This is a genomic window from Pseudomonas sp. FA-1 (assembly GCF_056856075.1).
Map to the genome: position 1 here is coordinate 252,882 of NZ_JBWXTH010000006.1, position 17,069 is coordinate 269,950.

A 17,069-nucleotide genomic window follows, 5' to 3' on the forward strand; every position below is an offset into this window, starting at 1 on the left:
TACCCATGGATAAACAGATGACCACGGCCCAGATGGTCGCCCAGCTGCGCGACGGCATGACCATCGGTATCGGCGGCTGGGGCCCGCGCCGCAAGCCCATGGCGCTGGTGCGCGAGATCCTGCGCTCGGACCTCAAGGACCTCACCGTCGTCGCCTACGGTGGTGCCGATGTCGGCCTGCTGTGCGCTGCCGGCAAGGTGAAGAAACTGATCTTCGCCTTCGTCTCCCTCGACTTCATCCCCCTCGAGCCGTACTTCCGCAAGGCACGCCAGGACGGGGCCATCGAGGTCATGGAAATCGATGAAGGCATGCTGCTGCTGGGCCTGCGCGCCGCCGCCATGAACGTGCCGTTCATCCCCACCGCAGTGGGCCTGGGCACCGACGTGCTGCGCCATAACCCGGAGATCAAGCTGATCGCCTCGCCCTACGCCGATGGTCGCGACTGGGTCGCGATGCCTGCGCTCAAGCTCGACGCTGCCCTGGTGCACGTCGACCGCGCCGATGCACGTGGCATCTGCCAGATCGCCGGCCCTGACCACTACATGGACGACCTGTTCGTGCGGGCCGCGGCACACACCTTCGTCACCTGCGACGAGCTGGTCGACAGCGCGTGGTTCCACGCCGACCCGGCCCGTGCCCACCAGGTGTTCTGGGAGCGCAACCTGACCACCGCCGTGGCCAATGTGCCCGGCGGCGCGCACCCCTCTTCCTGCGCGCCGCTGTATGGCTTCGATGTGCCGCACTTCAAGGCCTACGTGGCCTCGGCGCAGAGCGAAGAGGGCTGGCAGGCCTATGTCGAGCAGTACGTGGCCTGTTCCCACACCCAGTACCTGGAGCGTTGCGGGGGCCTCGAGGCCATCCGTCGACTGCCCCTGCCGGTTTTCTAAGCGAGGAACGCCATGACCCCTGCAACCTCCTACAGCCTCGCCGAATTGATGATCTGCGCCGCCGCCCAGGCCTGGCGCGACGACGGCGAAGTCCTGGCCACCGGTATCGGCGTGATCCCACGCCTGGCCGCCTCCCTGAGCATGCTCGACAACAACCCGCAGCTGATGATGACCGACTCGGAAGCCTACATGGTCGCCGAGCCGGTGCCGGTCGGCCCGCGCAACGGCTATGAGCCCAAGCGCGACAGTTGGATGGGCTTCTCGCGCATCTTCGACAACGTCTGGAGCGGCAAGCGCCACGCCATGATCGGCCCGATCCAGGTCGACCGCTTCGGCCAGGCCAACATTTCCTGCATCGGCGGCGACTACCACAAGCCCAAGGCGCAGATGCTCGGCGTGCGTGGCCTGCCGGGCAACTCCATCAGCCATGCCAACTCGTTCTACGTACCCAGCCACAACCGCCGGGTATTCGTCGAGGGCGAGTGCGACGTGGTCGCCTCGGTGGGCTACAACCCCGCGCGCCTGGCCCGTGGCTGGTCGCTGGACGACATCGACATCCGCCTGATCGTCACCGACCTGTGCGTGCTCGACTTCCTCGGGCCGCAACACCAGGTGCGGGTGCGCTCCTTGCACCTGGGCGTGAGCCTGGACGAGGTGCGCGACAACACAGGCTTTGCCCTGCACGTGCCCGAGCATTGCCCGGTGACCCCGGCGCCCACCGAGGCGCAGCTGCAGCTGATCCAGCAGCTGGACCCGCACAACCTGCGCGCCAGCCAGCTCAAGGACAACCCACCGGGCCAGCGCCAGGCGCGCTGACAGCCCGTACCCGCCAACCGCCTTGCCGGAGTGCAGTAATGAGCGAGCAAAACAACAAAGAGGCCGATGAGGTGGTGCTGTACGAAGTGCGTGGCGCGGTGGCCCTGGTCACCATGAACCGCCCCGAGTACCACAACGCCCAGAACTCGCGGATGACCTACGCCCTGGACGCCGCCTTCGCCCGCGCCTGCGCCGATGACCAGGTCAAGGTCATCGTCCTGTGCGGCGCTGGCAAGCACTTTTCCGCCGGCCATGACATCGGTACGCCCGGGCGCGACGTGGACCAGAGCTTCGAGCGCGTGAGCCTGTGGTACGACCATGTCGGCAAGCCGGGCGGCGAGTTCCTCTACGCCCGCGAGCAGGAGGTGTACCTGGGCATGTGTCGGCGCTGGCGGGACATCCCCAAGCCGACCATCGCCATGGTCCAGGGCGCCTGCATCGCCGGGGGCCTGATGCTGGCGTGGGTGTGCGACCTGATCGTGGCCAGCGACGATGCCTACTTCCGCGACCCGGTGGTGCGCATGGGGATTCCGGGCGTGGAATATTTCGCCCACGTGCATGAGCTCAACCCACGTATCGCCAAGGAATTCCTGTTCCTCGGCGCGCCGATGCCGGCGGCGCGTGCCTACCAGATGGGCATGCTCAACCGCGTGGTGCCGCGCGAGCAGTTGGAGGTGCAAACCCTGGAGCTGGCCGCGCAGATCGCCCAGATGCCGCGCCTGGGCCTGCAGTTGAGCAAGCAGGCGGTCAACAACGCCGAGGACCTGATGGGCAAGCGCGCCACCATGGACATGGTGTTCGGCCTGCACCACTTCGCCCATGCTCACAATGAACTGGTGTCGGGCGACCGCCTGGGCGGTTACGACGCCAAGGCCATGGCCAGCTCCCAGCGCGACCAGGGGAGGGCATGAGCATGGCCGTGTCGCTCGATACCCGCCTGACCGCCTTGCTCGGGTGCCGCTACCCGATCGTCCAGACCGCCATGGGCTGGGTCGCCGACCCGCGCCTGGTGGCGGCCACCTGCAATGCCGGCGGCTTTGGCTTCCTCGCCGGGGCGACCATCGAACCGCAGCAGATGGAGGCCGCGATCCTCGAAACCAGGCGCCTGACCGACCGCCCGTTCGGGGTCAACTTCCACATGTACCAGGCCAACGCCGAACAGATCGTCGAGCTGGTGGTGCGCCACCAGGTGCGCGCGGTCAGCTACAGCCGCTCGCCGGGCAAGCAGATGATCGCTCGGCTCAAGGACGCCGGCGTGGTCTGCATGCCCACCGTGGGCGCCCTCAAGCACGCGCAGAAGGCCGTGGAGATGGGCGCCGACGTGGTGACCGTACAGGGCGGCGAGGGCGGCGGCCATACTGGCGCCGTGCCCACCGCCATGCTGCTGGGCCAGGTGCTCGATGCCGTCGAGGTGCCGGTGGTGGCCGCCGGTGGTTTCAAGGATGGCCGCGGGCTGGTATCGGCCCTGGCCCAGGGTGCCGACGGCATCGCCATGGGCACGCGCTTTCTGATGACCGCCGACAGTCCGGTGCCCCAGGCCACCCTGGCACGCTACCTGGCGGTCAAGGACCCGGCGGCGGTGATCGTCAGCCGGGCCATCGATGGCCTGCCGCAACGCATGATCCGCAACGAGCTGCTCGATGAGCTCGAGTCCGGCAGCGGCCTGCGCCGCTGGCTGCTGGCCGTGCGCAGCGGCCTGGCCTACCGCCGCCACACCGGCCTTGGCCTGGGCCAGTTGCTCGGCAGCGCCCTGAAGATGCGCCGCGACGGTGGGCTCAGCGCCGCCCAGAGCCTGATGGCCGCCAACGCGCCGATGGTCATCCAGAAGGCCATGGTCGAAGGCCGCCCGGCCGAGGGCGTGCTGCCGGCCGGCCAAGTGGCCGCGGGCATCGACAGCCTGCCGGGGTGCGCCGAACTGATCGCGCAGATCGTCCAGGACGCCGAGCAGCGCCTGGGCGCGCTGTGCTGCCGAATTTCGTAAGGGGGAAACCGAATGCAACCATTCAGTGTCAGCATTGACAACGGCATCGCCGAGATGGTCTTCGACCATCCCCCGGTCAATGCCTTCAACAGCCGGGGCTGGGCCGACATCGCCAGCACCCTCCAGGCGCTGGGCGAAGACGAGCAGGTGCGGGTCATCGTCATTCGCGCCGAAGGCCGTGGCTTCTGCGCTGGGGTCGACATCAAGGAACTGGCTGCCGACGGTAATCTGATCGTCGCGGTCAACAAGGGCAACTACGACACCTTCAAGGCCGTGCACCGCAACAAGGTGCCGGTGATCGTCGCCGTGCATGGCTTTGTCCTGGGGGGCGGCATCGGTATCTGCGGCGCCGCCGACATCGTCGTCGCCGCCGACTGTGCCCGTTTCGGCGTGCCCGAGGTGGACCGCGGCGCCATGGGCGGCGGTGCCCACCTGCAGCGCCTGTTCCCGGTGCAGAAGGTGCGCCATATGTACTTCACCGGCGAGATGATCGATGCCGCCGAGGCCTACCGCCTGGGCGCAGTCGAACGCGTGGTGCCGCGCGAGCAATTGCGCGAGACCGCGCTGGGCATCGCTGCATCCATCGCCGCTAAGAGCCCGGCGATGATCCGCCTGGCCAAGGAAGCGCTCAACGGCATCGAGGACGGCAACCTGGAAGACAAGTACCGCTGGGAGCAAGGCTTCACCCTCGAAGCCTACCGCACCCAGGACTCCCAGGAAGCCCGCGACTCGTTCGTCGAGAAGCGCAACGCCAACTTCAATGGTTGAGGGAGCGAACATGGACCTTACCTACACACCGGCCCAGCAGGCCTTGCGCGCCGAGGTGCGGGCCTGGCTGCAGGCCAATGTCCCGGCCCAGCCATTGCCCTCGTTCGACACCGAGGAGGGGTTCGCCGCCCACCGCGCCTGGGAAGCACGCCTGAACGAAGGGCGCTGGGGCATGGTCACCTGGCCGACCCGCCTGGGCGGGCGCGGTTGCGACCTGATCGAATGGCTGATCTTCGAAGAAGAGTACTACCGCGCCAACGCCCCGGCGCGGGTCAACCAGAATGGCATCTTCCTGCTCGGGCCCACCCTGATGGAATACGGTACCGAGGAGCAGAAAGCGCGCTTCCTGCCCCGCATGGCCACCGGCCAGGATATCTGGGCCCAGGGCTGGTCCGAGCCCGGCGCCGGCTCCGACATGGCGGCGATCCGTTCGCGGGCCGAGCGTGACGGTGACCATTACGTGATCAATGGCCAGAAGACCTGGTCCACTCGCGCGGTCTGGGCCGACTGGGTGTTCGGCATCTTCCGCACCGACCCTGGCTCCCAGCGTCACCACGGCCTGACCTTCATCCTGGTGCCGCTGGACAGCCCTGGCATCACCGTGCGGCCGATCCCCCAGCTCAATGGCTTGCCGGGCTTCGCCGAAATCTTCTTCGACGATGTACGTGTGCCGGTGGAGAACGTGCTGGGCGGCGAGGGCATGGGCTGGCACGTGGCGATGTCCACGGCCGGCTTCGAACGTGGCCTGATGCTGCGCTCGCCGGCGCGCTTCCAGGAAACTGCCCGGCGCCTGGTGCAGCTGTACCAGGCCAACCGCGAGAGCGCCGACCGCGACCCGGCCATCGGCGAAGCGGTGATGCGTGCCTGGCTGGATGCCGAAGCCTACACCCAGCAGACCTACATGACCGCCTCGCAGCTGGTCAAGGGTGGGCGTATCGGGCCTGAGTCCTCGACCAACAAGATCTTCTGGTCCGAGCTTGACCTGCGCATGCACGAAACCGCCATGAGCATTCTTGGCCTACGCGGCGAGCTATTGCCCGAGGCCCCGGCCGCAGGCGATGTCGGCCATTGGCTGGACGGCTTCCTGTTCGCCCAGGCCGGGCCGATCTATGCCGGCACCAACGAGATCCAGCGCAACATCATCGCCGAACGCATGCTCGGCATGCCGCGAGCCTGAGGGAGAGACCATGGACTTCAGTTTCAACAGCGACCAGTTGCTCTTCCAGGACAATGTGCGCAGTTTCTTGATCAACGAAGTGACCCCTGAACGTATCCGCGAGCTGTGGCTGACCGACAGCGGCCGCTGCGACCAGCTCTGGGCGCAGTTGGTGGAGCTGGGCCTGACCGGCCTGACCGTACCGGAACAGTATGGCGGCATGGGCCTGGGGGCCCTGGACTTCGTCTTGCTGGCCCAGGAATGCGGCTACGCTGGGCTGCCCGAGCCGCTGGTGGAGACCATGCTGGTGGCGGTGCCGCTGCTGGCCGAGCTGGGCGAGGCCCACGAAGGGCTCAAGCACGACTGGCTGGGGCGTGTGGCCGAAGGGCAGGCACGCCTGGCGGTGTGCGAGCCGGGCAACCCGCTGGTCAGCGACGCCCACGTCGCCGACCTGCTGCTGCTCAGCCACGGCGATGAACTGCATGCAGTACCCCGCGAGGACGTCGACCTGGTACGCAACCCGTCGGTCGACCCCAGCCGCCAGCTGTTCCAGGTGGTCTGGACGCCGGGTGCGGCCACCTGCGTGGCCCGTGGCGAGGCGGCGGCGCGGCTGCTGGCGCGGGCTTTCGAGCGCGGTGCGCTGGGCTGTGCGGCGCAGCTGCTGGGCCTGGCCAAGCGCATGGTGGACCTGGCGGTGGACTACAGCTTCGAGCGCAAGCAGTTCGGCAAGCCGATCGGTTCGTTCCAGGCGGTCAAGCACTTGATGGCCAATGTCGCGGTGCGCATCGAGTTCGCCAAGGGCCCGCTTTACCGCGCAGCCCACGCCGTGGCCAACGACGAGCCGGGGCAGGCGCTGGCCGTTTCCCATGCACGCCTGGCGACGTCCGAGGCTGCGCTGCTCGCTGCGCGCAACGCCATCCAGACCCACGGTGCGATGGGCTACACCTGGGAGGTCGACCTGCAGCTGTTCATGAAGCGCGCCTGGGCGCTGGACAAGACCTGGGGCGACCACGCCCTGCACAAGGCGCGGATCCGCGAGGCGCTGTTCGATCGCGAACTGGCCATCGGTGCCGGCACCACCTTCTGACGCATGGCCTGTGTGGGAGCGGGCTTGTCCCGCGATCGAGGGCGAAGCCCTCGCGCAGGGCAGGCTTGGCCCTGTCGCGGGACAAGCCGCTCCCACAGGGTCTGCGTCGATTCAACACGATGTGTTTTGTGAGGTAGAAGATGCCTGAAGCTTATATCGTCGATGCCCTGCGCACGCCTACCGGGCGGCGCAAGGGCGGCCTGGCGCACGTTCATGCAGCGGACCTGGGCGGCCATGTGCTGCGCGCCCTGGTCGAGCGCAACTCGATTCCTGACCACGACTACGATGACGTGATCTTCGGCTGCGTCGACACCATCGGCCCGTTGGCCGGGGACATCGCCCGCACCGCCTGGCTGGCGGCCGGGCTCAGCCAGGCGGTGCCGGGCACCACCATCGACCGCCAGTGCGGTTCCTCCCAGCAAGCGGTGCATTTCGCCGCCCAGGCGGTGATGAGCGGCACTCAGGATGTGGTGGTCGCCGGTGGCGTGCAGACCATGACCCAGATTCCCATCTCGTCGGCCATGACCGCCGCCGAACCGCTGGGCTTCAGTGACCCGTTCACCGGCTCCGAGGGCTGGGTGCGTCGCTACGGCGCGACCCCGCCGACCCAGTTTCGCGCCGCGCAGATGATTGCCGAGCATTGGCAGCTCAGCCGCCAGGCGCTGGAGGCCTACTCGCTGGAGTCCCATCGCCGGGCCCTGCGTGCCATCGAACAAGGGTATTTCAAACGCGAGATCGTGCCTCTGGCCGGCGTCGAGCATGACGAAACCCCACGCCACACCAGCCTGGAGAAAATGGCCGAACTGGAAAGCCTGTTCGGCTGCGACCGGGTCACTGCCGGCGTATCGAGCCAGACCTGCGACGCCGCCAGTGCCGTGCTGATCGTCTCCGAGGCCGCGCTCAAGCGCTACAACCTCACGCCCCGCGCACGCATCCACCACATGAGCGTGCGTGCCGACGACCCGGTCTGGATGCTCACTGCGCCCATCCCGGCTACCGCCTACGCCCTCAAGCGTGCCGGCATGCGCCTGGACGACATCGACCGGGTGGAGATCAACGAGGCCTTCGCCTCGGTGGCCATGGCCTGGCTCCGCGAGACCGGCTACCCCCATGCCCAGACCAACGTCAACGGCGGCGCCATCGCCCTGGGCCACCCGTTGGGAGCCACCGGTACCCGGCTGATGTGCAGCTTGCTCCATGAGCTGGAGCGCAGTGGCGGCCGCTATGGCCTGCAGACCATGTGCGAAGGCGGCGGCCAGGCCAACGTGACCATCATCGAGCGCCTGTAAGCACAGGAGAAATACCCATGAGCAGTTGCAACAACCGAGTCGTGGTCATCACTGGCGCCGGTGGCGGCCTGGGCCGTGCCTACGCCCTGGCTTTCGCCGCCGAGGGCGCCAAGGTGGTGGTCAACGACATCAACCGTGACGCCGCAGCAGCGGTGGTCGCGCAGATCCGCGAGCAGGGTGGCCAGGCCATCGCCAACAGCAACGACATCACCCACTACGAGGACGCCGGGCGCATCGTCGCGGCGGCGCTGGAGGCGTTCGGCGGCCTCGACGTGGTGGTGAACAACGCCGGGATCTGCCGTGACCGCATGTTCGCCAGCCTCACCGAAGCGGACTGGGACGCGGTGGTGGCGGTGCACCTCAAAGGTCACTTCTGCCTCTCCAGCCACGCCGTGCGCCATTGGCGCGAGCAGGCCAAGAACGGCGTGCAAGTCGATGCGCGGATCATCAACACCAGCTCCGGCGCAGGCCTGCAGGGCTCGATCGGGCAGTCCAACTATGCCGCGGCCAAGGGCGGCATCGCGTCGCTGACCTTGGTCCAGGCCGCCGAGCTCGCCCGCTATGGCATCACCGTCAATGCGCTGGCCCCGGCCGCGCGCACCGGCATGACCGAGGGCGTGTTCGGCGAGGTGATGAAGAAGCCGGAGGAGGGCTTCGACTACTTTGCCCCGGAGAACGTCGCGCCGGTGGTGGTATGGCTGGGTTCCAGCGACTCGGCAGGCGTCACCGGGCAGATGTTCGAAGTCGAAGGGGGCAAGCTGTCCATCGCCGACGGTTGGCGCCGTGGGCCACAGGTCGACAACCAAGGCCGCTGGGCCGTCACCGAGGTGGGCGCGGCCGTCGGCGAGCTGTTGGAGCGCGCCGTGCCGGCGCAGAAAGTCTACGGCACCTGATTCGACGTTTTCTCGCCAGTAGGGCGAACCGCACCACATGCCAGGGTGGTGCGGTTTTTTTCGTCTGTTGAAAGACCCCGGGCGGTCCTTTCGCTGTCACCGCTGTACGTAGGAGCGGGCTTGCCCCGCGATCACCGGCAGAGCCGGTGCCAGGCCACGCGTCGCGCCCTTCGCGGGTAAACCCGCTCCCACAGGTTCTGCAGTGCACTGGCTATCCGCGAAGCAGACCCCAAAGGTCTAGTCCAATTGGCCGATTCCCGCCGCCGCGCATCTGGCCACACTCGCAGGTACCCCCGCCAGACGAGTAGAAGACGCCGCGATGGACTTTGCATTCAGCGACGAGCAGGAAATGATCCGCGCATCGGCCGAGGGCTTTCTCGCCGATGTTTCCGACTGTGCCGCCGTGCGCGCGGCGATGGTCAGCGAACGCGGTTACGACACCGACCTCTGGCAGCGCCTGTGCAGCGAGATGTACTGGCCTGCCATCCATATTCCCGAAGCCTATGGCGGCTTGGGCCTGGGATTCGTCGAGCTGGCCATCCTGCTCGAGCAGATGGGCCGGCGCTTGCTGTGCTCACCCTTCTTCGCCACCGCCTGCCTGGCCACGCCGGCGCTGCTGCTGGCCGGCAGCGAAGCGCAGAAACAGCGCTGGCTGCCCGCCATTGCCGAGGGCCGGGTGCGTGGCACCCTGGGCTTTGGTGACGGCGGTGCCTGGACCGTCCACGGCATCAGCGTCACGGCCACGCCCGAAGGTGACGGCTATGTCCTGGATGGCGAATATGCGCAAGTGATCGATGGCTACAGCGCTGACCTGCTGGTGGTCGCGGCGCGCCTGGCCGGCAGCTCGGGTGAGCAGGGCATCGGCCTGTTCCTGGTCGAAGCCGGGCAGGCGGGCCTGGCACGCCAGTGGCAGCCGACCATGGATCAGACCCGCCGCCTGGGCCGTATACGCTTCACGCGCCTGTACGTGGCTCCGGACGCGGTGCTAGGCGAGGCCGGCAACGCCTGGCCGCGGTTGCAGGACGTGTTGCGCCTGGCCTGCGTGGGCCTGGCCGCCGAGCAGGTGGGTGGGGCCCAGCAGGCGCTGGACCTGAGCGTGGCCTACCTGCAGGAGCGCCAGCAGTTCGGCCGCCCCCTGGCCAGTTTCCAGGCCCTCAAGCACCGCGCCGCCGACATGATGCTGCAGGTCGAGTGCGCGCGCTCGGCCTGCTACTACGCCGCCTGCGTCGCCCAGGAAGCGCTGGACCCTGCCGGTGATGCACATGTGGCGGCCGAGCTGCCACTGGCCGCGGCCCTGGCCAAGTCGCAGTGCTCCCAGGCGTACTTCCACTGCGCGGCGGAGTCGATCCAGCTGCACGGCGGCGTGGGCTTCACCTGGGAGTACGACCCGCATCTGTACTTCAAGCGTGCCCGGGCCAGCGAGAGCTACCTCGGTGCACCGGCCTGGCATCTGCAGCAGATCGCCAATGTGATTATCGGGGAGCAGCCATGAAGATCCGTTTCAGTGAGCAGGACGAGCGTTTCCGCCAGGAGATCGCCAACTGGATGGCCGCCAACCTGCAGGGCGAGTTCGAGGCCCTGCGTTTTCGTGGCGGCCCGGGCGACGAACACATGTTCCCCGAAGAGCGCAAGGCCTGGGAGCGCAAGCTCGCCGAAGGTGGCTGGACGTGCGTGGGCTGGGCGCCGGAGCATGGTGGGCGTGGCCTGTCGATCAGCCAGCAGGTGATCTTCCACGAAGAGTACGCCCGCGCAGGCGGCCCGGGGCGCATGGGCCATATCGGCGAAGGCCTGGCCGGCCCGACCATCGCCGCCTTCGGCAGCCAGGAGCAGAAACGCCGCTTCCTGCCTGGCATCGTCCAGGGCACCACGTTCTGGTGCCAGGGCTATTCCGAGCCCGGCGCAGGCTCCGACCTGGCCGCGGTGAAGACTCGTGCGGCCCAGGACGTCAACGGCGACTGGCGGATCAACGGGCAGAAGGTCTGGACCTCCCTGGCCCATGAGTCGGACTGGTGCTTCGTGCTGGCCCGTACCGAGCCGGGCAGTGTCGGCCACCATGGCCTGTCGTTCCTGCTGGTGCCGATGGACCAGCCGGGTATCAGCGTGCGGCCGATCGAACAGATGACCGGTACCTCGGAGTTCAACGAAGTGTTCTTCGACGACGCGCGCACCGAGGCTGCCAACATCGTCGGCCAGCCAGGCGAGGGCTGGAAGATCGCCATGGCCCTGCTGGGCTTCGAGCGCGGGGTGTCCACCCTCGGCCAGCAGATGCAGTTCCAGAACGAACTCGACGAGATCATCGCCATCGCCCGGCGCAACGGTGCCGACCGCGACCCGCACCTGCGCCAGCGCCTGGCCGAGGCGTGGTGCGGCTTGCGCATCCTGCGCTACAACTCGCTGCGCATGCTCTCCGGGCCCCAGGACGGCTCGCTGCGCCGCGAGGCGACCATCTACAAGCTGGGCTGGTCGAGCTGGCACGCCAACCTCGGCAAGCTGGCCATGGACGTGCTCGGCCCCCAGGCCGAGCTGCTCGAGGCCGCCCCCTACCAGCTGAGCCGCCTGCAGTCGCTGTACCTGTTCAGCCGCGCCGACACCCTGTACGGCGGCAGCAACGAGATCCAGCGCAACATCATTGCCGAGCGCGCCCTGGGTATGCCCCGGGAACCGCGGCCACGTCCCTGATCGAGGAGTTCTTGCATGTCCGTTCCACACTATGTTCCCGGCCACGGCCTGCTGCGTGGCAAATCGGTGCTGATCACCGCCGCCGCTGGCTCCGGTATCGGCTTCTCCGCGGCGCTGCGTGCGGCCGAGGAGGGCTGCCGGGCCCTGATGATCAGCGACATCCATGAAGGCCGGCTGGGCGAGGCGGTGGCACGCATCCGCGAAGCCACCGGGCTGCTGGCCGTGTACGGACAGTTGTGCAACGTCACCGACGAAACCCAGGTGCGTGAGCTGGTCGACGCCGCTGAGCGCGAGTTGGGCGGCGTCGACGTGCTGATCAACAATGCCGGCCTGGGCGGCTCGCGCGCCCTGGTGGACATGCCCGATGAAGAATGGCAGCGGGTCATCGACGTGACCCTCACCGGCACCATGCGCATGACCCGCGCCATGCTCCCACACATGATCGAGCGCCATGCCGGGATCATCGTCAACAACGCCTCGGTGCTCGGCTGGCGCGCGCAGAAGCAGCAGGCCCACTACGCTGCGGCCAAGGCCGGGGTCATGGCCCTGACCCGCTGCGCCGCGGTGGAGGCGGCCGAGCATGGCATCCGCATCAATGCGGTGAGCCCGAGCATCGCCATGCACGATTTCCTGGCCCGCTCCGCGCCCCAGGCGGTGCTCGATCAGCTGGCGGCCAACGAGGCCTTCGGCCGTGCAGCCGAAGTCTGGGAGGTAGCCAATGTGATGATGTTCCTGGCCAGTGACTACAGCTCGTACATGACCGGCGAAGTGCTGTCGGTTTCCAGCCAGAGGGCCTGAGCATGACCCGAGTATTCGAGGCGCCCCAGGCGCTGCACGAGGCGGTGGGGCAGGCGCTGGGCGAGAGTGACTGGCTGTTGGTGGACCAGGCGCGCATCGACCTGTTCGCCGAAGCCAGTGGTGATCACCAGTGGATCCACGTCGACCCGCAGCGCGCTGCCCAGGGGCCGTTCGGCGCCTGTATCGCCCACGGTTACCTGAGCCTGGCCCTGGTCAACCTGTTCCTGCCGCAGATCATCGAGGTGCGAGGCATCGCCATGGGAGTCAATTATGGCTGCGAGCGCGTGCGCTTCCCCTCGGTGGTGCGGGTGGGCTCGCGGGTACGTGGCAGCGCCGTGCTGCTGTCGACCGAGGCGGTCGGCGACGGCGTGCAGGCAGTGATTCGCGTCAGCGTCGAGATCGAAGGCCAGGAGCGTCCTGGCTGCGTGGTCGACACCATCAGCCGTTACTACCCGGCCTAGGCCGTCCAAGGAGTTGAGCATGAACGAAGCAGTGATCGTGTCCACGGCGCGTACGCCGATCGGCAAAGCCTTCCGTGGCGCCTTCAACGACACCGAGGCACCGACCCTTGGTGGCCATGTGGTAGCCGAGGCGGTGCGCCGCGCCGGCATCGCGCCGGAGGAAGTGGACGATGTGATCATCGGCGCCGCCGCCCAGCAGGGCACCCAGGCCTACAACCTCGGGCGCCTGTGCGCTACGGCGGCCGGCCTGCCGGCACAGGTGTCCGGCATGGCCGTGGAGCGCCAGTGCGCCTCGGGCCTGATGAGTATCGCCATCGCCGCCAAAGGCATCGTCTGCAACGAGCTCGACATCGCCGTGGCCGGCGGCCTGGAGTCGATCTCGCTGGTGCAGAACAAGCACAAGAACACCTACCGCAACCAGTCCGCCCTAGTGCTCGAGCGTGACCCGACGGCCTACATCCCGATGATCGAGACCGCCGAGATCGTCGCCCAGCGCTACGGCATCAGCCGTCAGGAGCAGGACGCCTACAGCCTGCAGAGCCAGCTGCGCACGGCGCGCGCTCAGCAGGCCGGGCTGTTCGACCTGGAGCTGGCGCCACTGGCCACCCAGAAGCTGCTGGTGGACAAGGCCACCGGCGAAAGCCGCCATGAAGCCGTGACCCTGCGCCAGGACGAATGCAACCGCGCCGATACCAGCGCCGCCAGCCTGGCGGCCCTGGAGCCGGTGTGGGCGGGAGGACAGTGGACCGGGCCAGGGCGGTTCATCACCGCCGGCAACGCCTCGCAACTGTCCGATGGCGCCTCGGCCTCGGTGCTCATGAGCGCCCGCCTGGCCGAACAACGCGGCCTGCAACCGCTGGGTATCTATCGCGGCCTGGCGGTGGCGGGCTGCAACGCCGACGAAATGGGCATCGGGCCGGTGTATGCGATTCCCAAGCTGCTCAAGCGCCATGGGCTGAAGGTCGATGACATTGGTCTGTGGGAGCTCAACGAAGCGTTCGCCTGCCAGGTGCTGTACTGCCGTGACACCCTGGGCATCGACAACGACCGCCTCAACGTCAACGGTGGCGCGATCGCCATCGGTCACCCGTTCGGCATGTCCGGGGCGCGGATGGTCGGCCATGCGCTGATCGAGGGCAGGCGCCGGGCCGTGCGTTATGTGGTGGTGAGCATGTGCATCGGCGGTGGCATGGGCGCCGCTGCATTGTTCGAGGTGGCCTGAGATGGGCTTGCCGACAGCACAGCAGGTCCAGGCCATCATGCAGCGTTATGTCGAGCGGGTGGATGCCGGTGATATCGATGGCATCGTCCAGCTCTATGCCGAAAATGCCACCGTCGAGGACCCGGTGGGCCAGGCGCCGTTGCAGGGCATCGACCAGATCGCCGAGTTCTACCGCCAAGGGTTGGGTCAGATGAAGGTCAGCGCGACCCTCACCGGGCCGGTACGTGCCAGCCATAGCGGCTGTGGCGCCATGCCGTTTCGGGTCGACATGCAGTGGCAAGGGCAAGACTGCTCGTTGCATGTGATCGACGTGATGACGTTCGACGAACAAGGGCTTATCAGCAGCATGCAGGCCTATTGGAGCGAGGTGAACGTGGTGCCCCGCTGAGTCTTCGATCCCGGCCAGCCGTGTGATATGCGGCGGCCGGGCGCAGACGAAGACATGCCCGGGGTTCTTTCGTCGGTTATTGCTCTTTTGCCGCATCGAGGAACGCTGGGCGCTCCCCGCCACCATGCACCGCCACATCCGCGCCACTGACATAGCGGGCCAGGGGCGAGGCCAGGTACAGGCAGGTGTCGCCGATGTCGTCCGGCTCGGCCAGGCGCCCCAGGGGCACCGTGGCGGCTACCTGGGCCTGCTGCTGGGCATCACCATAATGCAGTTCGGCCTGCTCGGTAAGGATCAAGCCGGCAGTGATGGCATTGACCCGCACCTTGGGCGCCCACTCCACCGCCAGCGAGCGGGTCAGGTTGAGCAGGCCTGCCTTGGCTGCGCCATAGGCGGCGGTGCCAGGTGAGGGGCGGGTGGCGCTGACGCTGCAGATGTTGATGATGCTGCCGCCCTCGGCCTGTTCCTGCATCACCCGGTTGGCCAGCTGGCTCAGGTTCAGCGGCGCCAGCAGGTTAAGCCGCACGATCGACTCGCTGAAGCGCGGCGAGGCGCTGGCGGCTTCGGCGAATGGTGCGCCACCGGCGTTGTTGACCAACACATCGAGACGGCCGAAGTACTTCAGGATGCCACCTACCAGGTGCTCCAGCTGCTCCAGGTCACGCACGTCGCATTGCATGAACACGGCATGGCGGCCTCCACCGCTGGGCAGACGCTCCGGTGCCTGGCGGCCACAGATGACCACCTGCGCGCCGCATTCGAGAAAGCGTCGGGTAATCCCACGGCCCACGCCCTTGGCACCGCCGGTGACCAGGACGACCTTGCCGCGAAAATCCAATGGGTCTTGCATGGGGATGCCTTTCGTTTGTCAGAAGAGTCCCTCGATGCTAGGCGGCAGCTGCCCTCGGGCCTACGTCCAAAGGGACTAGTGTCCTGTAGTCCTGTCGGACGATGCCGCCAGGCGCGGCGGCTCTGAATAATCCCGGTACAACAACAAGCCGGGAGGTTCCCCATGGGCGCAGCAGCGCAAGGGCAGAAGGTCAGGTTGCCGGGTGGCCTGCAATTGCACTATCAGGATGTCGGCTCGGGCGAGGCGGTGGTGTTCATCCATGGCAGCGGCCCGGGTGCCAGCGGGCATAGCAACTTCAAGCACAACTACCCAGTATTCGCCGAGGCCGGCTACCGCGCCATCGTGCCTGACCTGCCAGGCTACGGTGCCTCGGACAAACCGGAAACCGCCTATACCCTGGATTTCTTCGTCGAGGCTTTGCTGGGCCTGCTCGATGCCCTGGATATCCAGCGCTGCGCGCTGGTCGGCAACTCCCTGGGCGGGGCCATCGCCATTGCCATCGCCCTGCGTCAGCCGCAGCGGGTGGCCCGCCTGGTGCTGATGGCCCCGGGTGGCCTGATGGACAAGGCCCAGTACTACCTGCAGATGGAAGGCATCCAGCGCATGGCCACGGCCTTCGCCAGCGGCGAGCTGCGCGATGCCGCCGGCATGAAGCGCCTGCTGGGCCTGCAATTGTTCGACCCGTCGTTGATCGACGACGAGACGGTGGCCGAGCGGGTCGCAGTGGTGGCGCAGCAGCCCCCTTGCGTGCTTTCCACCATGGAGGTGCCGAACATGGCCGAGCGTCTGTCGGAGCTGGCCTGCCCGATCCTGGGGTTCTGGGGCATGAACGACAAGTTCTGCCCCGTCTCCGGTGCCAACACCTTGATGCAGGCCTGCCGGCACATCCGCTTCGTGCTGCTCAGCGAATGCGGCCACTGGGTGATGGTCGAGCACCGTGACCTGTTCAACCGTGACTGCCTGGCATTTCTCGAGGAGGGCCGCCCATGAGCCTGCAACTGCGCCGCCAGCACGGCGACGAACTGTACCAGGCCCTGTGCGAAGGGCAGACGCTGGCACCGCTGACCGAGCGCTGGCCACAGATCACCATCGAGGATGCCTACCACATCTCGTTGCATTGCATCGAGCGACGAGTCGCCGCCGGTGACCGTATCGTCGGCAAGAAGATCGGCGTCACCTCGGCAGCCGTGCAGCGCATGCTTGACGTGCACCAGCCGGACTTCGGCTTCATCACCCGTGCCATGGCCTTCGATAACGGTGCCGAGATCTCGTTGGCCGAGAACCGCCTGATCCAGCCGCGCGCCGAGGGCGAGATCGCCTTCGTGCTCAAGCATGACCTGGTCGGCCCGGGCGTCACCGAGGCCGACGTGCTGGCGGCCACCGACTTCATCACGCCGTGCTTCGAGATCGTCGATTCGCGCATCGATGACTGGCGCATCCGTATCCAGGACACCGTCGCCGACAACGCCTCCTGTGGCGTGTTCGTGCTTGGCCAGGAACGGGTCGACCCACGCCAGCTGGACCTGCCGGCGCTGCACATGCGTGTGTTCAAGAACGATGAACCGCTGAGCGAAGGGTTGGGCGCGGCGGTGCAGGGCAACCCGTTGACCGCGGTCGCCTGGCTGGCCAACACCCTCGGCGCCTTCGGCATCCCCTTCAAGGCCGGCGAGGTGATCCTCTCCGGTTCGCTGGTGCCGCTGGAGCCAGTGCGGGCAGGCGACCGCTTTTCCCTGACCATCGACGGCCTGGGCAGTGCCCAGGTGTCCTTCCGAGCCTGATCGAGGAGCAAGGCCC

General features: G+C 67.5%; 18 protein-coding genes. 17 read left to right on the plus strand and 1 reads right to left on the minus strand.

Annotated features, from left to right (window positions below; all coding sequences use genetic code 11):
• Positions 1–5: 5 nt before the first annotated feature.
• From AC1MHZ_RS13680 to AC1MHZ_RS13750, 15 genes are all read left to right on the plus strand, one after another.
• A complete protein-coding gene (locus AC1MHZ_RS13680; protein ID WP_224458926.1) occupies positions 6–887 on the plus strand; it encodes a CoA transferase subunit A in 882 nt (293 codons plus the stop codon).
• 12 nt (positions 888–899) lie between these two features.
• Positions 900–1,703, plus strand: a complete 804-nt coding sequence (locus tag AC1MHZ_RS13685; RefSeq protein WP_482966495.1) for a CoA-transferase subunit beta — start codon at positions 900–902, stop codon at positions 1,701–1,703.
• 38 nt (positions 1,704–1,741) lie between these two features.
• A complete protein-coding gene (locus AC1MHZ_RS13690; RefSeq protein WP_084857942.1) occupies positions 1,742–2,614 on the plus strand; it encodes an enoyl-CoA hydratase in 873 nt (290 codons plus the stop codon).
• A gap of 2 nt (positions 2,615–2,616) precedes the next feature.
• The gene (locus tag AC1MHZ_RS13695) at positions 2,617–3,684 is read left to right on the plus strand and encodes an NAD(P)H-dependent flavin oxidoreductase (protein ID WP_324813419.1); all 1,068 of its coding nucleotides are present in this window, start codon (positions 2,617–2,619) and stop codon (positions 3,682–3,684) included.
• Between the two features lie 12 nt (positions 3,685–3,696).
• Entirely contained in the window at positions 3,697–4,452 is a 756-nt protein-coding gene (locus tag AC1MHZ_RS13700) for an enoyl-CoA hydratase family protein (protein ID WP_084857943.1), read from the plus strand.
• Between the two features lie 10 nt (positions 4,453–4,462).
• Complete coding sequence (locus AC1MHZ_RS13705) at positions 4,463–5,629, plus strand: acyl-CoA dehydrogenase family protein (RefSeq protein ID WP_084857944.1); 1,167 nt, start codon at positions 4,463–4,465, stop codon at positions 5,627–5,629.
• A 10-nt stretch (positions 5,630–5,639) separates the two neighbouring features.
• Positions 5,640–6,695 carry an acyl-CoA dehydrogenase family protein gene (locus tag AC1MHZ_RS13710; protein WP_465002111.1) on the plus strand — a complete coding sequence of 352 codons (1,056 nt, stop codon included), beginning with the start codon at positions 5,640–5,642 and terminating at the stop codon, positions 6,693–6,695.
• Between the two features lie 140 nt (positions 6,696–6,835).
• A complete protein-coding gene (locus tag AC1MHZ_RS13715; RefSeq protein ID WP_084857946.1) occupies positions 6,836–7,984 on the plus strand; it encodes an acetyl-CoA C-acetyltransferase in 1,149 nt (382 codons plus the stop codon).
• Between the two features lie 17 nt (positions 7,985–8,001).
• Positions 8,002–8,877 carry an SDR family oxidoreductase gene (locus AC1MHZ_RS13720; RefSeq protein WP_084857947.1) on the plus strand — a complete coding sequence of 292 codons (876 nt, stop codon included), beginning with the start codon at positions 8,002–8,004 and terminating at the stop codon, positions 8,875–8,877.
• A 319-nt stretch (positions 8,878–9,196) separates the two neighbouring features.
• Positions 9,197–10,369, plus strand: a complete 1,173-nt coding sequence (locus AC1MHZ_RS13725) for an acyl-CoA dehydrogenase family protein (protein ID WP_084857948.1) — start codon at positions 9,197–9,199, stop codon at positions 10,367–10,369.
• Positions 10,366–11,556, plus strand: a complete 1,191-nt coding sequence (locus tag AC1MHZ_RS13730; RefSeq protein ID WP_084857949.1) for an acyl-CoA dehydrogenase family protein — start codon at positions 10,366–10,368, stop codon at positions 11,554–11,556. The genes AC1MHZ_RS13725 and AC1MHZ_RS13730 overlap by 4 nt, the downstream gene beginning before the upstream one ends.
• 15 nt (positions 11,557–11,571) lie before the next feature.
• Complete coding sequence (locus AC1MHZ_RS13735) at positions 11,572–12,354, plus strand: SDR family oxidoreductase (protein ID WP_084857950.1); 783 nt, start codon at positions 11,572–11,574, stop codon at positions 12,352–12,354.
• Positions 12,355–12,356: 2 nt separating this feature from the next.
• On the plus strand, positions 12,357–12,815 hold the full coding sequence (locus tag AC1MHZ_RS13740; RefSeq protein ID WP_084857951.1) for a MaoC family dehydratase: 459 nt from the start codon (positions 12,357–12,359) through the stop codon (positions 12,813–12,815).
• 19 nt (positions 12,816–12,834) lie between these two features.
• On the plus strand, positions 12,835–14,037 hold the full coding sequence (locus AC1MHZ_RS13745) for an acetyl-CoA C-acyltransferase (RefSeq protein ID WP_084857952.1): 1,203 nt from the start codon (positions 12,835–12,837) through the stop codon (positions 14,035–14,037).
• Between the two features lie 7 nt (positions 14,038–14,044).
• Positions 14,045–14,425 carry a steroid Delta-isomerase gene (locus tag AC1MHZ_RS13750; RefSeq protein WP_482966513.1) on the plus strand — a complete coding sequence of 127 codons (381 nt, stop codon included), beginning with the start codon at positions 14,045–14,047 and terminating at the stop codon, positions 14,423–14,425.
• Between the two features lie 76 nt (positions 14,426–14,501).
• Here the strand turns inward: AC1MHZ_RS13750 and AC1MHZ_RS13755 are convergent, their stop codons facing one another.
• Positions 14,502–15,275, minus strand: a complete 774-nt coding sequence (locus AC1MHZ_RS13755) for an SDR family oxidoreductase (protein ID WP_482966496.1) — start codon at positions 15,273–15,275, stop codon at positions 14,502–14,504.
• 162 nt (positions 15,276–15,437) lie between these two features.
• Between AC1MHZ_RS13755 and AC1MHZ_RS13760 the strand changes: the two genes are divergently transcribed.
• Positions 15,438–16,265: an alpha/beta fold hydrolase gene (locus AC1MHZ_RS13760; protein ID WP_084857954.1), complete on the plus strand. Its 828-nt coding sequence runs from the start codon at positions 15,438–15,440 to the stop codon at positions 16,263–16,265.
• Complete coding sequence (locus tag AC1MHZ_RS13765; RefSeq protein ID WP_480463341.1) at positions 16,262–17,053, plus strand: fumarylacetoacetate hydrolase family protein; 792 nt, start codon at positions 16,262–16,264, stop codon at positions 17,051–17,053. The genes AC1MHZ_RS13760 and AC1MHZ_RS13765 overlap by 4 nt, the downstream gene beginning before the upstream one ends.
• Positions 17,054–17,069: the final 16 nt, after the last annotated feature.